The following is a 16,973-nucleotide window of genomic DNA, read 5'->3' as shown; positions in this document are numbered from 1 at the left end:
CATGACCAAAGAACTCCGCCGCCTCAGCATCGTGATGCTGTTCATGTTCATCGCCCTGTTCGCCGCGAGCAGCTGGATCCAGGTCGTCGAGGCCGACAGCCTCGCCCAGAACAGTCACAACAAGCGCACGCGCCTGGACAGCTACCAGATCCAGCGCGGGTCGATCATCGTCGACGGCGCGGCGATCGCGACCTCGATCCCGAGCGACGACCAGTACCAGTTCCAGCGCGTCTACGCGGATGCCCCGATGTGGGAGCCGGTGACCGGCTACTTCAACCCGGCACTCGGTTCGGCCACCGGCATCGAGAAGGCGATGAACACCGACCTGTCCGGTACCGGGTCCAACGCCTTCCTCGCCGAGATCGAGCGAATCCTCTCCGGCCAGCCGCAGCGCGGTTTCAGCGTGGAGCTGTCGCTGAACACCGCCGCCCAGACCGCGGCGTACGAGGCCCTCCAGGGTCTCAAGGGCGCCGTCGTCGCGATCGACCCGAAGACCGGACGCATCCTGGCGATGGTCTCGACCCCCGGCTTCGACACGAACCTGCTCGCCTCGCACGATGCGGATGCCGCGAACGCGACCTACGACCAGCTCGTGGACGACCCGACCAAGCCTCTCTCCAACCGCGCCATCGCGGGCGATCTGAACCCCCCGGGCTCGACGTTCAAGCTGGTCGTCGCCGCGGCCGCCTTCGCGAGCGGCGACTGGACGCCGGACTCGACTCTCCCGAACCCGGCCCGGTACACGCTCCCCGGCTCGTCCAATCAGGTCTCCAACGCCTGGGGCGGCACCTGCGGCGGCGGCGACACCGTGACCGTCGCCGAAGCGATCCGTCTGAGCTGCAACATTCCGATGGCCGAGCTGGCCGTCGAGGTCGGCGACGACGCGATCCGTCAGATGGCGGAGAAGTTCGGATTCAACAGCAGCTTCTCGACTCCCCTCGAGTCGACGGCCTCGAGCTACCCGCGAGCACTCGACGACGCGCAGACGGCCCTCACCGGATTCGGTCAGGGACAGGTCACCGCGACACCGCTGCAGATCGCCATGGTGGCCGCCGGCATCGCCAACGACGGGGTCGTCATGAACCCGCAGATGGTCGACGCGGTGATCGGGAACGACCTCTCGGTCATCCGATCCTTCGAGGAGAGCGAGTTCGGCCGTGCGATGGAAGCGGAGACGGCCGATCAGATCACCGCAGCCATGGTCGCGAGCGTCTCAACGGGGGCAGCGCAGGGTGCAAGAATAGACGGGATCGACGTGGCGGGTAAGACCGGGACGGCAGAGAACGGAAACAGGCCGCATACGTTGTGGTTCACCGGTTTCGCACCGGCGGACGACCCCGCGGTCGCAGTAGCGGTCGTCGTCGAAGACGGCGGCGGACAGGGACAGTCAGGCAGCGGCGACACCATCGCCGCTCCGATTGCGAAGAAGGTCATTGAGGCGGTGCTAGGCAGATGAGGCCGACGCAGGGTGTGTCGTTCGGTGGTCGCTACGAGCTGCTGTCGCGTATCGCGATCGGCGGCATGGGCGAGGTGTGGGAAGCGACGGATCACGTCATCGGACGTACCGTCGCGATCAAGATCCTCAAGGACGAGTACATGGGGGACCCCGGGTTCCTCGAGCGATTCCGCGCAGAGGCGCGGCACGCGGCGCTCGTCAACCATGAAGGCATCGCCAGTGTCTTCGACTACGGCGAGGAGAACGGCAGCGCCTATCTCGTCATGGAGCTCGTGCCCGGTGAGGCCCTGTCGACCGTGCTCGAGCGCGACGGCGCGCTGAGCGCCGACAAGACGCTCGACATCGTCGCCCAGACGGCATCCGCTCTGCAGGCGGCCCACGCGGCCGGACTCGTGCACCGTGACATCAAGCCGGGCAACCTGCTGATCACGCCCGACGGTCGCGTCAAGATCACCGACTTCGGCATCGCGCGCATCGCCGACCAGGTACCGCTGACGGCGACCGGTCAGGTCATGGGAACCGTCCAGTACCTGTCGCCCGAGCAGGCCTCCGGTCACCCGGCGTCCCCCGCGACCGACACGTACTCGCTCGGCATCGTCGCGTACGAGTGCCTGGCGGGCAAGCGCCCGTTCACGGGCGAGTCGCAGGTCGCCATCGCGATGGCCCAGATCAACGAGCAGCCTCCGCCGCTGCCGCCGACCGTGCCGATCCCGGTGCAGAACCTCGTCATGGCGATGATCGCCAAGAAGCCGTCGGATCGGCCGTCGTCCTCGGCGACCGTCGCCCGTGCGGCTCAGGCCCTGCGCCGTGGCGACCTGAACTCGGCTGCCATCGCCGTGCCCGCGATCGCCACCGGCGGCATCGCCGGGAACGACGACGCGACCCGGATGCTGTCGGCAGCCGGAGACGAAGGCGCCACCCGCATCCTCCCCACCACCGCGCAGCTCCCCACCGAGGAAGCGGCGGAGGAGAAGGAGAAGAAGAAGCGCAGCCCGTGGACGTGGCCGCTCATCGCCCTGATCGCGCTGCTCGTGATCGTGCTCGGCGGCACCATCTGGGCGCTGTCGCAGCAGGGCGGCGGCGACGACGACCCCTCGGCCTCGCCGAGCACGTCCTCCACGCCGACCAAGACACCCACGCCCACGCCCACGCCGACAGAGACGCGCGTCGATGTGACGGCGCTGAAACTCAACGGCATGGACTGCGCCACGGCGACCTCGACCCTCACGAATGCCGGCTTCGCGAGTGACATCACCTGCGCCGACGGCGACCCGGCCCCGACCGACGCCGAGGTCGGCAAGGTGTACAGCGTCGCCCCCTCCGGCAACGTGCTCACCACGACGCCGATCGCGCTCACGGTCTACGCCGCACGCACCGCTCTGCCCACGCCGACCGACGCCCCCACCATCACGGGTGACCCGGTCGCCGGCGGCACCGTGACGATCGCCTGGGGCACCGGCTTCACGTGCCCGAGCGGTTCCACGCTCTCGGGTTACGTCGTGTCGCTGCAGAACGGCACGTTCGTGTCGGGCGGACCCAACTTCCAGCCGACGCAGCGCAACGCGCAGGTGAAGGTGGCGGATGCCGCGGGCCAGCAGCTCATCGTGACCTACCAGGGCATGTGCTCGGGTGGCGACCAGCGCACCTCCAACCCCTCACCCCCGCTCTCGGTGACGATCACGGCCCCTGGTGGCGACGACGGCGAGGGTGACGGCGAAGGCGGAACCGCCGGGTAGCCTAGATCCAGCTCAGTCAACGTCGTTCCAAGGGGGGTCATCCGTGTCTACAGAGCCGCGCGTTCTCGCGGGTCGATACCGCGTCGACGAGCTCATCGGGCACGGCGGCATGGCGAAGGTGTACCGCGGATTCGATCTGACGCTCGGACGCGCGGTCGCGATCAAGATCCTCGACCCCGACCTCGCTCGAGACACGGCCTTCCGCACGCGATTCCGGCTCGAGGCGCAGGCGGCGTCGCGCATGGCGCACCCGTCGATCGTGCGCGTCTTCGACGCCGGTGACCCCTCGTCGAACGACCCGTCGTCAGACGACCCGCCCTACATCGTGATGGAGCTCATCAGCGGCACCCTGCTGAAGGACATCATCGCGAAGGGCCCGGTGCCCGTCGAAGACGCGGTCCGCTACGTCGACGGCATCCTCGAAGCCCTGGACTACTCGCACCGCGCGGGTGTGGTGCACCGCGACATCAAGCCGGGCAACGTGATGGTCACCGACAAGGGCCAGGTCAAGGTGATGGACTTCGGCATCGCCCGAGCCGTCTCCGACTCGTCGTCCACGGTCGCCGAGACGACGCAGATCATCGGCACTGCCGCGTACTTCTCCCCGGAGCAGGCCAAGGGCGAGCCGGTCGATGCCCGCGCCGACCTCTATTCCACGGGCGTCGTGCTGTACGAGCTGCTCACGGGGCGCCAGCCGTTCCGGGGCGAGTCCCCCGTGGCCGTCGCGTACCAGCACGTCAGCGAGACCCCCGTTCCCCCGACCGAGGTCAACGAAGACGCCCCGGGCGCCCTCGACCCGATCGTGCTGCGGGCCCTCGCCAAGGATCCGTACCAGCGGTATCCGGATGCCGCGCACTTCCGTGCCGCCCTCGACTCCGCCCTCACCGGCGCCGCTCCCACCCGCAAGCAGGTCGGAGCACTGACGAGCGAGCTCTACGGTCCGAGCCCGCGCCAGGCACAGGAGACCGCGCGCTCGTTGCGCCAGCTCAGCACCGACACGACGATGGCCCGCACCCAGTCCGGTCCTCCGGTCGCGTGGATCTGGGCCGGAGTCGCGCTGCTGGCCGTGCTGCTGGCATCCGTCCTCTTCTGGGTCGTCACGATCAGCATGCGTCCGCCCGAGGTGCCGAGCTCCTCGCGCGTCGTCCCCGACCTCGTGAACGTCTCGTCCGAGCGCGCGCAAGACGATCTCGCGAAACTCGACCTCACATCGACCATCGTGATCGAGGCGAGCTCCGACATCGCCGAGGGGAACGTCATCCGCACGGATCCGGCGGCGGGCGTCGCCATCGAGGAAGGTGCGGCTGTCACGCTCTACGTCTCCTCCGGTGAGGATGTCGTGGTCGTCCCGCCGTTGGAGGGCATGGCCCTCGCCGATGCGAAGAAAGCCCTGCTCGACGTGGGGCTCGAACTCGGCACGGTGATCCAGCGGAACGACAAGGCGATCAAGGCCGACACGGTGATGACCGCGAGCGAGAAGGCCGACGCCGAGGTTCCGCCCGGCACGGTGATCGATCTGGTCGTCGCCAGCGGCAAGGTGACGCTCACCGACCTCACCGGCTGGACGGTGGATGCGGCCACAGCCAACCTCACCGAGCTCGGCCTCGTCGCCTCACCCGTCGAGGCGGCGGACTGCCCGGCCACGGAGCCGGCAACCGTGCACTCGATGTCGGTTGCGCCGGGCGACGTGCCGATCGGCTCCACGGTCGAGCTCCGGTTCTGCACCGGGTCGTAACGCGTCGGCTTCGGCTGGCTTCAGCGGGACAGCGGGTGCAGGCGCTCGGAGAGTGCCACGGCATCCGCATCTCCGCAGAGTTCGAGCCAGTTCGCGAGCAGCCGGTAGCCGCCTTCGGTGAGCACGCTCTCGGGGTGGAACTGCACCCCGAGGATGGGCAGTTCCCGGTGCGCGAGCCCCATCACGGTGCCTGTCTCCGTCCACGCCGTCACGATCACGTCGGCCGGAAGAGCGGATGCCGCGAGCGCCAGCGAATGGTACCGACCCGCCTCGAACGGCGAGGCGATGCCGGCAAAGAGTGCGGAGCCGTCGTGCGTCACGGACGACACCATCCCGTGCATGAGTTCGCGCGCCTCGGTCACGGGCGTTCCGAAAGCCTCTCCGATCGCCTGGTGGCCGAGGCACACGCCGAGGAGCGGCATCCGCATCCGCGTGGCGATACGCACGGCGTCGAGCGACGCACCGGCGTCGGACGGGGCACCGGGTCCGGGGGAGAGCAGCACGGCGTCGAAGTCGGGGAAGAGCTGTTCGAGGGCCGCGGCATCCGTCGCATCCGACTCGATCATCGTGGTCTCGGCGCCCAGCTCGTGGAGGTAGCCGACCAGGGTGTGCACGAAGCTGTCGTGGTTGTCGACGACGAGCACGCGCGTCATTCGACGTCGACCTCGCCCGGCGTGATGATGGGGCTGACCCAGGGGAACACGTACCAGAACAGCCCGTAGAGCACGGCCGCGATCACGGCGACCAGGATGATCACGCGCACCCACCACGGACCGGGCAGCAGACGCCAGAGTGCGGAGTACATCAGTCTTCTCCCTCGGAGACGGCCATGGTCAGATCGACGGCGCGGCCGGGGGCGGCGGCGGATCGGTGAGGGCGGTCGGAGGGCCCTCGGCCCGGGGCTGGAAGCTCTCGAACACGCCGTAGGCGACGATGCGCTCGGCGAGAGAGTATAGCGGCGAGCAGGCGGTGAGGGTGACGTACTGCTCACCGGTCTGCTGGTCGGGCATCTGCGGAACATCGGCGAGGACGTCGGTCTGCGTCGGCGTCACGTACTCGAGCGTTCGGAAGCGGTAGGTGTACCACCCGTCCACCGTCTCGACGACGATCGCGTCGCCGATCTGGAGCTTGTCGAGCTGATTGAACGGCTTGCCCCAGGTCGTGCGGTGCCCGGCCATGGAGAAGTTGCCGACCTCGCCGGGCATCTTGGAATCCTTGTAGACGCCGATGCCCTTCTGGTCGAGGGTGCGGGACCGGCTCGTGCCGCCGTAGATCCCGAAGTTGTACTCGCTGCCGAACCGGGGGATGTGCATCTGGGCGAACCACTCCCCGTCGGCGGGCGCCGCCGGAATCGGCGCCTCGTAGACGGTGGTGCCTTCGTCGGTCTCGACCAGCGGCGGCAGCTCGGGCGCCTCGCCCTGCGCGAGCTGCTCCGACCTGGCCGCACCTTCGTCGTTCTTCTGCGCGCTGATGATGATGTCGCCGATCCACATCTGCCAGGCGACGAACAGGAGCACGATGACGCCGGCGGTGAGGAGCAGCTCGCCGAGGACGCTCGCGAAGGTCGCACGGGAGCGCGGACGCTCGCGTCGCGGGCGTCGCCCCCCAGGCACGACGGATGCACTCATGGCGTGATCTTATCGCTCGGTCCTGTACGACGGACGAAGGTCTGGGTGCGGGATAGGCGTCATGGGTAGAATGTCCGCATGGCACGTGAGCGTAAGACCGAAGAACCCGCCGTCGAGCGCGCCGAAGGCGACTCCGCTCCCAACGCCGTGTGGTTCAAGCCGGTGATGATCGGCTTCATGCTGCTCGGTCTCGCGTGGATCCTCGTGTTCTACATCTCCGGCATGCAGTTCCCGATCCCGGGTCTGAGCAACTGGAACCTGGCCATCGGCCTCGGCATCGCCCTCATCGGCTTCCTCATGACCACCCGCTGGCGCTGATCCGCCTCTCACGCTTCACGAAGGGCCCCTCGCACCGCGAGGGGCCCTTCGTCTTTCCTACCCTCTTGCCCGACTCGGCTTGACTCAGGTTGGTGCATCACGAAGTCGGATGCAGAGGTCGCGGGCGGACTCCCGGAGTGAGCATCGGGAGGGGCCCGCGCAGCGGGAGGGACCCCGCTCTGCGAACGAAGGGAGTCCGCCCGCGAGCGGACCCCCATAAACCCCTACCAAGAGTTATCCACAGCCTTGTGCACAGCCTGGGGAGAATTACACCGGTGTTATTCACAGGGGTTAACAACCCTGTTAACAACTCAGCTGAGGATGATGAGCGGCGGCACGAAGGCGACGACCACGCCGAGCAGCACCACCAGCACGGCGAGCAGCACGATCTGCCAGACGCGTTGCTCTCGGCGCTTCGTGCGGGTGAGGATCAGTGCCACGAGGGCTCCGACGATCGCTCCGCCGAGGTGCGCCTGCCACGCGATGTTGCCGATGAAGAAGCCGAGGGCGAAGTTGATACCGAGGATGACCAGCAGCCCGGTGACGTTGGCACCGATGTGTCGTCCGATGATCAACAGGGCCGCCATGAGCCCGAAGATGGCTCCCGACGCGCCGACGGTCGCACTTCCCGGAGCGAGAACGGCGACCATCACCGATCCGCCGAATCCGCTGATCAGGTAGAGCGCGAGGAACCGCGCGCGGCCGAGCATGGGTTCAAGGCTCTGCCCCAGCATCCACAGGGCGAGCATGTTGAGGGCGAGATGGAAGAACCCACCGTGCACGAAGAGCACGCTGAGCAGCCGCCACGGCTCGAACGGGAATGGGAACAGGTTCGGATAGAGGTAGGGAGCGCGGAAGAACAGCGCCTGCGTGATGACATCCCCGACACCCGGGATGAGCTGCACCAGGCCGATGAACGAGGTCACCGCCAACAGGACGTACGTGACGATGGGCCTGCCGCTGCGGACGGCCGTCATCGTTCCGCCGGCGCTGCGTCCGCCCCAGCGGCGCTGCGCGCGCTTCTGCGCGGGAGTGCGATTCTTCTGCTGCTCCTTCATGCACTCCGGGCAGATCACGCCGACCGGTGCCTGCGTCTGGCACTCGGGGCAGATCGTGCGGAGGCAGCGCTGGCAGAGCACGAAGCTCTGCCGATCCGGATGCCGGTAGCAGAAGTTGTCGCGGTTGTCCGCGAACTCAGGCGTCGTCATCCGGATCGGCCGAAGGTTTCGTCAGGCCGCGACGATGTCGATCGACTGCAGCACGACCGGCTCGATGGGGCGGTCGCCGGCAGCGGTCGGAACGGCGGCGATGGCGTCGACGACGGCCTTCGAGGCGTCGTCAGCGACCTCGCCGAAGATCGTGTGCTTGCCCTGCAGCCACGGCGTCGGGTCGGTGGTGATGAAGAACTGCGAGCCGTTGGTGCCCTCGGGCTTGCCGGTGATGGCGTTGCGGCGGAGGCCGGCGTTCGCCATCGCGAGGATGTAGGGCTCGTTGAAGTTGAGCTCCATGTTGATCTCGTCGTCGAAGTTGTATCCGGGGCCGCCGACGCCCTGACCGAGCGGGTCGCCGCCCTGGATCATGAAGTTCGGGATGATGCGGTGGAAGACGACGTCCTTGTAGAGGGCGCCTTCGCCCGGCTTGCCGGTGGCGGGGTGTGTCCACTCCTGGGTGCCGTCGGCCAGGCCGACGAAGTTCTTGACCGTCTTCGGAGCGTGATCGCCGAAGAGGTTGATGACGATGTCACCGTGGTTGGTGTGCAGGGTTGCGACGTGGGAAGCGTGAGCCATGAGTCCATTGTCTCAGAGCTTCCGGTGAGTTCGCCCGTCGTGGCATCCGTCGTGAAGCGGTACGTACGGTACCGCGCGGCTTCCGAGTTTGCAAGGGTGCGCAATTTCCCGACTCCCACCCAGCCTCGTCTGGCAAGATGGGGAACCCGCACTGCAATGGACAGGAGAACATCGTGAGCCTCAGCCGCAAGCGGAAGAAGCAACTGCGTCGTCTGCAGAAGGACGCCACCCAGCTCTGGGAGTCCCAGCAGGATGTCGTCGGTCATGCCGCCGACATCGCCCGTGAGGCGAGCCGTCAGCTCGGCGGTCTCGGACGCGAGCAGGTGCTGCCTGTCGTGCAGGACACCTACAACCGTCGTGTCGCCCCGGTCGTCGACCAGGGCGTGAAGATCGGCAGGCATGTCGTCGACGACAAGGTCGTTCCCATCGTCGGCGGCGTGGTCGGAAGCGCCCTCACCGCCTGGGACTACGCGAACGCCAAGCGTCACGGCGTCGCGCCGCCCGCACCCCGCGGTGCGTTCGGCAAGAAGAAGAAGACCGTCGGCCTCGGATCGGTCGTCGCGATCATCCTCGGTGCCGCCGCCGCAGTGGGTGTGCTCTACGCCGCATGGCAGGCTCTGCGTGCGGACGACGAGCTCTGGGTCGCGGATGACCCGCTCTCCGCTCCCGACGCGTGACCTCGTCTGATCTCCCCTCCGACCCTTCGGGTGTCGGAGGGGATCAGCATGCCCGGGTGCGGAATGCGGCCGCCGCGCGCGGCCTGAGCATCGACATCCGGGAGCGCCCCGCGGCGAACAGCCTGTTCGAGGCGGCCGCGCTGCTCGGCATCGATCCGTCGGGCATCGTCAAGACCCTCGTCGTGAAGCGATCCGACGACACGTACCTCTTCGCGCTGGTGCCCGGCGGCCGCTCGATCTCGTGGCCGAAGCTCCGCGCGCTCGTCGGCGTCAACAAGCTGCGCCTGCCCGAGCCCGAACTGGCGCTCGCGGCAACCGGGTACGAACGGGGCACGATCGTGCCGATCGGCAGCACCACCGACTGGCCGATCTATGCCGACGAGACGATCGTCGGTCAGCGCATCGCCATGGGCGCCGGCGCGCACGGCTTCAGTCTCTTCGTCGAGGCCGACGACCTGATCGCGGCCTACGGCGCGACCGTCGCCGACATCTCGGTGCCCGAGCAGCCGCGCGACTGATCCGTCAGAGGATGCCGGCCATCCGCAGCGCGATGTCGACGAGCTTGACCCGCTGCAGTTCGGCGACGGCCTTGAGCGTGAACCATTCGGCCATGTCGGTCGAACCGTCGGTCTCGAACCGGAGCTTCCCGCCGGTGACCTCGGCCCGATAGACGATGCGGAGGGTGTGCAACGGCTCGGCCGCTTTGTGCACGCGGCGGCTCGCCGGGATCACCCTTGAGTGGATGCCGAGGAGCTCGCCGACCTTGACCGAATAGCCGGTCTCCTCGCGCAGCTCGCGGCGCACGGCATCCTCGGGCGCCTCGCCGGGCTCGAGCCCACCACCGGGCATCGTCCATGCGACACGGCGGCCCTCGGTCCAGCGCGCGAGCAGCAGCCGGTCGTCGTCATCGGTGACGACCGCGTATGCCGCGACACGCAGGTCCATGTTCCTCACCCTATCCGGCTGGTCGGACACGCCCCGACCGTGAGTCGGCTCACCGAGACTCGGTCGGTCGACGACGGCTCTGGACGCGTCCCTCCCGCGTGAGGATCATGGACTCATGACTCTGGATGTGAGCGACGGCCCCCGCGTCGAGCATCGCGAGGCCGTGCCGACACTCGGCATCCGCCTCGTCACACCCTTCCGCGGCATGCTCGGTACCCGGGATCGCCTGCTCGACGAGCTGTTCACCTGGCTGGAGGGTCATGACCTGCAGGCCGAGGGACCCTTCTTCCTGCGGCTGCACGTCGTCGACATGGCCGCCGACATGGACATCGAGGTCGGCGTGATGGGGGTGACGGCCGACGGAGACGAACGGGTGCGACCCGGCACGGTGCCGGCCGGAGACTACGCGCTCCTCGCGTACCGCGGCAGCTCCCTCCAGGCGAATCGGATGCTGCAGGCCTGGGTCGGAGAGACGGAGCGCCGTTTCGACACGGATCCGCCCTCGGGCGCGTGGGTGGGACGCTTCGAGATCCTGCGCACGGACCCTCGACTCGAGCGTCGGAAGACGGTGTGGACGGTCGAGCTGGCCTTCCTGCTCGAGGGGTGAGGATCGGTCAGGAATCGAGAAGGCCGCGACGCCCGGCATCCGTACGCTGAAGACACGACCCAACCCCACGAAAAGGAGCCGATCATGGCTGATGACGACACGACCTTCAGTGCCGAAGAGCGCGAGGCGATGAAGGCGGCTGCAGCCGACAAGCGCAAGGCGAAGTCCCGCGCGAAGAAGACCCCCGAAGAGGTGCGCGCCGAAGGCGAAGCCGACCTCAAGGAGGCCATCGCGAAGCTGTCGGACGCCTCCGACAAGAAGCTCGCGGCGGGCCTGCACGAGCTGGTCTCCGAGGTCGCGCCCGACCTCGTACCGCGCACGTATTACGGCATGCCGGCCTGGGGCAAGGACGGCAAGGTGCTGTGCTTCTTCCAGCCGGCGAGCAAGTTCAAGGTGCGTTACGGCACGTTCGGCTTCGAGCCGATCTCGAACCTCGACGACGGCACGATGTGGCCGACGGCGTACGCGCTTCTCGAGTTGACATCCGCGAACAAGAAGGCGCTCACGGCGCGGATTCGTCTCGCGATCAGCTGACGCGGACGCGGGTGCGCGACGGCGTGGCCGCGCACCCGCCGCTCAGCCGTTGATGACCTGCGGCACAGCGACCGACTTCAGGCCTTCGACGCCGAACTCGAGGCCGTAGCCCGAGGACTTGTGCCCCCCGAAAGGGATCATCGGGTGCACACCGCCATGCGAATTGATCCACACGGTCCCGGCCTGGATGCGAGCCGCCACCGCGCGGGCCTGTTCGCGATCGCCCCAGACGGACGCGCCGAGACCCACGTCGAGACCGTTGGCGCTGGCAACGGCATCCTCCACGTCGGCGTAGCGGATGATCGGCAGCGCCGGCCCGAACTGCTCCTCGTCGACGAGGGCGACACCGTCAGCGACATCGGCGACCAGCGTCACGGGATAGAAGAGCTCCCCGAGCTCGGTCGCAGGCGTGCCCCCGGTGACGATGCGCCCGCCGTGGCGCGCAGCATCCTCGACCAGATCGCGGACGATCTCGAACTGGGCATGATTCTGCAGCGGACCGAGCACGTTCTGCTCGTCGAGGCCATTGCCCATCGGGGTCTGGCGCACGACGTCGGCCAGCGCCTCGACGACGTCGTCGTAGACCGAGTCGTGCACGTAGAGCCGCTTGAGCGCCGCACACGTCTGCCCGGTGTTGATGAACGCCCCCCAGAAGAGGTCCTGCGCGATGGCCGTGGCGTCGGCGCCGGGCAGCACGATCCCGGCATCGTTCCCGCCGAGCTCGAGCGTGAGACGGGCGAGGTTCTTCGCGGAGCTCTCGACGATGCTGCGGCCGGTCGCGGTGGATCCCGTGAACATCACCTTGCCGATGTCGGGGTGCGAGGCGATCCGCGCACCGACTTCGCGGTCGCCGGCGACTCCGATCAAGACGTCGCGGGGCAGCACCTGGTTCATGACCTCGATCATCGCGAGCACGCTGAGAGTCGTGTACCCGCTCGGCTTCACGACCACCGTGTTCCCCATGCGCAGCGCGGGGGCGATCTGCCAGATGCCGATCATGAGCGGCCAGTTCCACGGCCCGATCGCACCGACCACGCCGATCGCACGGTAGTGCAGTTCGGCGTGGATCTCGCCGTCGTCCACCACGGTCTCCGTCTCGAGCGGCGTCGCGGCGGCGGTGCGCAGCCACGCCGAGCAGGCCCCCACCTCGAAGCGGGCGTTCGGTCCGTTGAGCGGCTTGCCCTGCTCGCGGGAGAGCAGACGAGCGAGCGGCTCGGCGTTCGCGTCGATCGCATCGGCGACCCGGTTCAGCAGCGTGCTGCGCTCCGCGTGCCCGAGCGCATCCCACGCGGGCTGAGCAGCCTTGGCGCGGGCCACCGCGGCATCGAGCTCCTCGACCGTGTGCACGGGTGCGCGACCGATGGGCTCGCGGGTTGCCGCGTCGAGCACTTCGCGGCCCTGTCCCGCGGGCGCGCCGACGCGCTCCAGCAGAGCGGCCTCATCCAGAACCGGGGCGGTATTCGACATCACTGTCTCCTCACGATGGGTGCACGACTCGATTCGTCGCGCAGTTCGAGTCTGCGGTCGGGGTGGCCGGGGGATTTGACTGCCCGTGCGGCGAGCTTGCCGGTCCGTGATCGAACCGCGTCGCCGGCGCGAGGGGTCAGTGCCCTCCGCCGCGGTACGGGCCGCGGGCCGCCAGGCGGTCGAGATGCGCACTCACGGCGAAGTGCGGGTCGACGGGGGACTCGCTCGGTCGTGTGGCGAGCGCGGCGGCCCATTCCCCGAGGAGGGGAGCGAACTTGAAGCCGTGGCCGGAGAGGCCCGTGACGGTGACGATCCGTTCGCTCTCGCTCACGTCGACGATCGGCGAGCGGTCGGGCGTGTAGGCGCAGTGATGCACGCTGGACCGCACCGGCTCGGGGTTCAGCGCGGGGAAGAACTCCTTGGCCTGCTGCCCGATCTTCACGAGCTCGTGCCGCGTGTAGGCGTGCGGCACCTCGTCGACGTCGCGCAGGACCGGCCATGTCGGGTTGCTGCTCGCCTTGATCGAATAGCCATCGAGGCTCGGCACCCCGAAGAAGTGCACCGGCCCGACGTCGCGCAGGAACGCGGGGAAGCGCTCCGGCAGGAAGTCCGCGATGTCGGTCGGCATGAACCAGGTCAGCCCCAGCACCTGCAGCCGCAGCAGATCGCGCAGCCGGTCATCGAGACGGGTGGACCACGAGCCCGCGGCCAGGATCACCGTGTCGGCCCTGATCGCCTCGGTCGGGGTGCGCACCACGACGCCGCCCGGATCCTCCTCGATCGCGAGCACTCGGGTGTTGAAGCGCAGCCGGGCACCGGTGGCCTCGGCGAGATCGAGCGCCGCCATCAGCGAGACCTCGGGACGGATGCCGCCACCGTGGTGGTCGAGCACCCCGACATCGCCGTCATGCACGTTGTGCTGCGGGTGCGCGCGCCGCAGTTCCTCTGTGTCGAAGAAGGTGTGCGGCAGGTCGAACTCCCGCACCGTGTCGAGTGTCGTGCGCATCTCCACGCGGTCGGGCTGGGCGATCGACAGCGCACCCACCTCGAGGTAGAGCTCGCGACCGGACTGCCGCTCGAGCTCGCGCCAGAGCTGCCGCGACTCCTGGAGCATCGGCACGTACCGCCCGCCCTCGTGATATGCCGTGCGGAAGACGCGGGATTCGCCGGCGTACGAACCGCGGTCGTGGACCTTGCCATACTGCTCCACGCCGATGACCTCGACGTCGTCGCGCTGCGACAGCCGCCACGCCGCGAGCGCGCCGACCGACCCCAGACCGATGATGACGATGCGCTTTCTGACCGGTGCGCTCATGACGACTCCTGACGAGAGGACGATGGTGGAACGGCGGCGATCACGCGAGCGCCGGAGTGTCCCAGAGGAGAAGTTCCGTGCCGATGCCCTCGGCCACCGCCCGACGATAGACCACCGTGCCCCAGGCGACGTCCTCGACCGGCATCCCTCCGACGGAGTAGAGGAAGATCTCGTCGTCGCTCCTGCGCCCCTCGGCCTCGCCGCTCATGATCGCGGGGAGGTTCTCCAGCACCTCGGCACCCACGTCACCCGAGCGGATGCGGTCGAGCAGGTACATGCCGTGAAGACCGATGTGCTCGTGCGCGGGGTGGGGGACCTCTTCGCTCCAGGCCTCGTACAGGCCGCGGAAGTCGGCGACGTGCCGCGCTCCGTGCAGCAGGTCCTCATCGATCATGATGTCGGCGGGCAGGCTGACGACGGCTCCGGGCTTGACCCAGCGCTTCTCGATCCGCACGTAGTTCGCCGAACCGGCGGGTGTCGTCGGTGCGATCGTGACCAGGTCGCTGTCGCGGACCGCCTCCTCGACGCTGTCGACGACCGTGACCGACGTGAACTGCGGGTGGTCGCGACGAACCCACTCGACGAAGGAGTCGATGCTCGATCGGCTGCGCCCCGCCACCTTCAGGGTGTCGAGTTCCGGGCGCACGGCGACGAAGGCCTCGAGCGTGGTCCTGTTCATGACGCCCGGCGCGACGATGCCGACACTGCGGGCGTGGGGGTCCGCGAGATGGCGGGCGCCGACTCCGGGCACTGCGCCGGTGCGATAGGCACTCAGCAGGTTGGCCGACATGTGGGCGAGGGGCGCGCCGGTGTCCTTGTCGCTCAGGGTGAGCATCAGGATCGAGCGGGGCAGGCCGTGCTCGCGGTTCGCCATGTTCGACCCGTACCACTTGCATCCGGCCGTCTGGAAGCTGCCGCCGAGGTAGGCCGGCATGGCCATCATCCGGCGGTGCGGCCCGTCCACAGGCATGCCGTCGTGATCCGATCGCGCAGGGAATGTGACCATCGAGCCGTGGGAGTTCCCCTCCGGGCCACCCATCCGGTAGTCGCCGGCGTGGACGAGACCCAGGGTCTCCTCCATCACGTCGACGCACCGGCCCATGTCGGTGACTCCGGCCGCGATCGTGTCGGGCTCGGACAGATAGCGGAAGGACAGTCCGGTGTCGGGGGCGCTCACGGGGATTCCTCTCCCCGCTCGCCGAGGAGCGGATTGTCCGGCAGCTCGGTGCCGTGGCCGATCTGACGATAGACCTCAGGGCGGACTCGTCGCAGCCACAGCGCCCAGAAGACGGCGAGAGCCGAGGGCACCAGGATCACGGCCGGAAGGATGAAGGTCGTCGGCGTGGATTCGGCCTGACCGAGCAGCACGTCCCAGTTCAGGAGGATCAGCACCCACACGATCGCCAGCGACACGAGAGCGATGATCGGGGCGATCAGCCTGCTGCCCGCACCCACCTCTCGCTGATCGCGTCGGAAGAACCCGATCACGGCGATGGAGACGAGCACCAGGAGGAGGACGAGTCCGAAAGCACCCAGATTGGTGAGCCAGGTGAAGAGCGTGATCACGGGATACGGGCCGTTCTCGGGGTTCCAGCCCTGCTCGCCGATCGCGAAGCCGACGATGACGACGACCGCGATGGCGGACTGCAGCAGCGATCCCGCCCAGGGGGCGCCGCTCTTGATCCGCACCGTGCCGAGCACCCGGGGCAGCACGCCCTCGCGTCCGAGCGAGAACGCATACCGGGCGACCGCGTTGTGGAAGCTGACGAGGGCGGCGAAGAGGCTCGTGATGAACAGGATCGACATCACATCCACCCAGATGACGCCGAGGTGCTCCGCGACGAAGTTGAAGAACAGCGGGGGACCGGCCTCCTCCGGCGCGATGCCGGCGGGGTCGGTGATCTTGCTCGGACCGACGGCGAGCGCCAATGCCCACGACGAGATGGCGTAGAAGATGCCGGACACGCATACCGCGAGGAACGTCGCCCGCGGGATGGTGCGCTTCGGATCCTTCGACTCCTCGCCGTAGATCGCCGCCGACTCGAAGCCCATGAAAGCCGCGATGCCGAAGGCGAGGACAGCGCCGACGCCGGGCACGAAAAGCGCCGACGGGGTGATGGGCGCTGCCGTGAACCCCTCGGCAGGACTGCCGAAGGCGACCAGGTCGAAGACGATCACCGCGACGAACTCGAGAGCGACGAGCACTCCCAGCACCTTCGCCGAGAGGTCGACCCGATGCACCCCGAGCACGCCGACGAGCACGATCGTGAGGAGCACCCACACCCACCACGGGCTCGCCCAGCCGGTCTTGGACTCGATGAACGAGCTGATCTGGAACCCGAGCATCCCGTAGATGCCGATCTGCATGGCGTTGTACGAGAGGAATGCCAGCACGGACGCGCCGACGCCGGTCGGACGGCCGATGCCCTGCGCGACGTAGGCGTAGAACGCGCCGGCGTTGGTGACGAAGCGACTCATGGCCGCGTAGCCGATCGCGAACACGGCGAGCGCGAGCGCCAGCACGATGTAGCCGAAGGGGATGCCGTCGACATGGGTGACGGCGTAGGCGCTCGTCACTCCGCCGGCGAGGACGGTGAGGGGCGCCGAGGCCGCGATGATCATGAACGCGACCGCGAAGACGCCGAGGCGCCGGTGCTCGGCGGTTCGCGTCGTCGACGTTGTGGGGGTGGACGTCACCATGGCGCATCTCCTTCGGTGCTCGGGTATGTCCTCATACTCGCCAGCCGCACGCCGCGTCGATTGACGGC

18 protein-coding genes are annotated in these 16,973 nt (G+C 68.3%); 8 read left to right on the top strand and 10 right to left on the bottom strand.

Features of this window, described 5'->3' with window-relative positions; translation table 11 throughout:
* Position 1 precedes the first annotated feature (1 nt).
* Genes LC452_RS06760 through pknB form a run of 3 tightly spaced genes read left to right on the top strand, consistent with a single transcriptional unit; the run spans position 2 to position 4,927 of the window.
* Positions 2-1,456 (top strand): penicillin-binding protein 2, encoded by a 1,455-nt coding sequence (locus LC452_RS06760; protein WP_223623489.1) that lies wholly within the window; start codon positions 2-4, stop codon positions 1,454-1,456.
* Positions 1,453-3,192 carry a protein kinase gene (locus LC452_RS06755; RefSeq protein WP_223623487.1) on the top strand — a complete coding sequence of 580 codons (1,740 nt, stop codon included), beginning with the start codon at positions 1,453-1,455 and terminating at the stop codon, positions 3,190-3,192. Before LC452_RS06760 ends, LC452_RS06755 begins: the two co-directional genes overlap by 4 nt.
* A gap of 43 nt (positions 3,193-3,235) precedes the next feature.
* Positions 3,236-4,927: a Stk1 family PASTA domain-containing Ser/Thr kinase gene (gene pknB, locus LC452_RS06750; RefSeq protein WP_223623485.1), complete on the top strand. Its 1,692-nt coding sequence runs from the start codon at positions 3,236-3,238 to the stop codon at positions 4,925-4,927.
* A gap of 20 nt (positions 4,928-4,947) precedes the next feature.
* On the opposite strand, the gene LC452_RS06745 is transcribed toward pknB, so the two are convergent.
* From LC452_RS06745 to LC452_RS06735, 3 genes are read right to left on the bottom strand one after another with little or no spacing between them, the layout of a single operon-like run.
* Entirely contained in the window at positions 4,948-5,580 is a 633-nt protein-coding gene (locus LC452_RS06745; protein WP_223623483.1) for an aminodeoxychorismate/anthranilate synthase component II, read from the bottom strand.
* Positions 5,577-5,732, bottom strand: coding sequence for a hypothetical protein (locus LC452_RS06740; protein WP_223623481.1), 156 nt, complete (start codon positions 5,730-5,732; stop codon positions 5,577-5,579). Before LC452_RS06740 ends, LC452_RS06745 begins: the two co-directional genes overlap by 4 nt.
* 28 nt (positions 5,733-5,760) lie before the next feature.
* Positions 5,761-6,555, bottom strand: coding sequence for a class E sortase (locus LC452_RS06735; RefSeq protein ID WP_223623479.1), 795 nt, complete (start codon positions 6,553-6,555; stop codon positions 5,761-5,763).
* Between the two features lie 78 nt (positions 6,556-6,633).
* On the opposite strand from LC452_RS06735, the gene LC452_RS06730 reads away from it, so the two are divergent.
* Positions 6,634-6,873, top strand: coding sequence for a cell division protein CrgA (locus tag LC452_RS06730; RefSeq protein WP_223623477.1), 240 nt, complete (start codon positions 6,634-6,636; stop codon positions 6,871-6,873).
* A gap of 311 nt (positions 6,874-7,184) precedes the next feature.
* On the opposite strand, the gene LC452_RS06725 is transcribed toward LC452_RS06730, so the two are convergent.
* Positions 7,185-8,081: a rhomboid family intramembrane serine protease gene (locus tag LC452_RS06725; RefSeq protein ID WP_223623475.1), complete on the bottom strand. Its 897-nt coding sequence runs from the start codon at positions 8,079-8,081 to the stop codon at positions 7,185-7,187.
* 21 nt (positions 8,082-8,102) lie between these two features.
* On the bottom strand, positions 8,103-8,660 hold the full coding sequence (locus LC452_RS06720) for a peptidylprolyl isomerase (protein ID WP_215171201.1): 558 nt from the start codon (positions 8,658-8,660) through the stop codon (positions 8,103-8,105).
* A 173-nt stretch (positions 8,661-8,833) separates the two neighbouring features.
* Between LC452_RS06720 and LC452_RS06715 the strand changes: the two genes are divergently transcribed.
* Complete coding sequence (locus LC452_RS06715; protein WP_136053814.1) at positions 8,834-9,337, top strand: DNA helicase; 504 nt, start codon at positions 8,834-8,836, stop codon at positions 9,335-9,337.
* A gap of 56 nt (positions 9,338-9,393) precedes the next feature.
* The gene (locus tag LC452_RS06710) at positions 9,394-9,855 is read left to right on the top strand and encodes an aminoacyl-tRNA deacylase (RefSeq protein ID WP_223623473.1); all 462 of its coding nucleotides are present in this window, start codon (positions 9,394-9,396) and stop codon (positions 9,853-9,855) included.
* 4 nt (positions 9,856-9,859) lie between these two features.
* On the opposite strand, the gene LC452_RS06705 is transcribed toward LC452_RS06710, so the two are convergent.
* Positions 9,860-10,282, bottom strand: a complete 423-nt coding sequence (locus tag LC452_RS06705) for an NUDIX hydrolase (RefSeq protein WP_223623471.1) — start codon at positions 10,280-10,282, stop codon at positions 9,860-9,862.
* A 115-nt stretch (positions 10,283-10,397) separates the two neighbouring features.
* On the opposite strand from LC452_RS06705, the gene LC452_RS06700 reads away from it, so the two are divergent.
* Together LC452_RS06700 and LC452_RS06695 are read left to right on the top strand one after the other, a co-directional pair.
* Entirely contained in the window at positions 10,398-10,889 is a 492-nt protein-coding gene (locus LC452_RS06700) for a GyrI-like domain-containing protein (protein ID WP_223623469.1), read from the top strand.
* Positions 10,890-10,973: 84 nt separating this feature from the next.
* Entirely contained in the window at positions 10,974-11,423 is a 450-nt protein-coding gene (locus LC452_RS06695; protein ID WP_223623467.1) for a hypothetical protein, read from the top strand.
* 42 nt (positions 11,424-11,465) lie between these two features.
* On the opposite strand, the gene LC452_RS06690 is transcribed toward LC452_RS06695, so the two are convergent.
* The 4 genes from LC452_RS06690 to LC452_RS06675 form a co-directional block, all read right to left on the bottom strand.
* Positions 11,466-12,890, bottom strand: a complete 1,425-nt coding sequence (locus tag LC452_RS06690; RefSeq protein ID WP_223623466.1) for an aldehyde dehydrogenase family protein — start codon at positions 12,888-12,890, stop codon at positions 11,466-11,468.
* Positions 12,891-13,026: 136 nt separating this feature from the next.
* On the bottom strand, positions 13,027-14,205 hold the full coding sequence (solA, locus tag LC452_RS06685; RefSeq protein WP_223623464.1) for an N-methyl-L-tryptophan oxidase: 1,179 nt from the start codon (positions 14,203-14,205) through the stop codon (positions 13,027-13,029).
* 40 nt (positions 14,206-14,245) lie between these two features.
* Positions 14,246-15,382, bottom strand: coding sequence for a tyramine oxidase subunit B (locus tag LC452_RS06680; RefSeq protein WP_223623461.1), 1,137 nt, complete (start codon positions 15,380-15,382; stop codon positions 14,246-14,248).
* Positions 15,379-16,905 carry an APC family permease gene (locus LC452_RS06675; protein ID WP_223623459.1) on the bottom strand — a complete coding sequence of 509 codons (1,527 nt, stop codon included), beginning with the start codon at positions 16,903-16,905 and terminating at the stop codon, positions 15,379-15,381. The genes LC452_RS06680 and LC452_RS06675 overlap by 4 nt, the downstream gene beginning before the upstream one ends.
* Between the last annotated feature and the right edge of the window lie 68 nt (positions 16,906-16,973).

Origin of the sequence: Microbacterium sp. EST19A (genome assembly GCF_019969685.1) — a bacterium.
Classification (GTDB): Bacteria; Actinomycetota; Actinomycetes; order Actinomycetales; family Microbacteriaceae; genus Microbacterium.
This window is presented reverse-complemented; position numbering and strand designations above follow the sequence as displayed.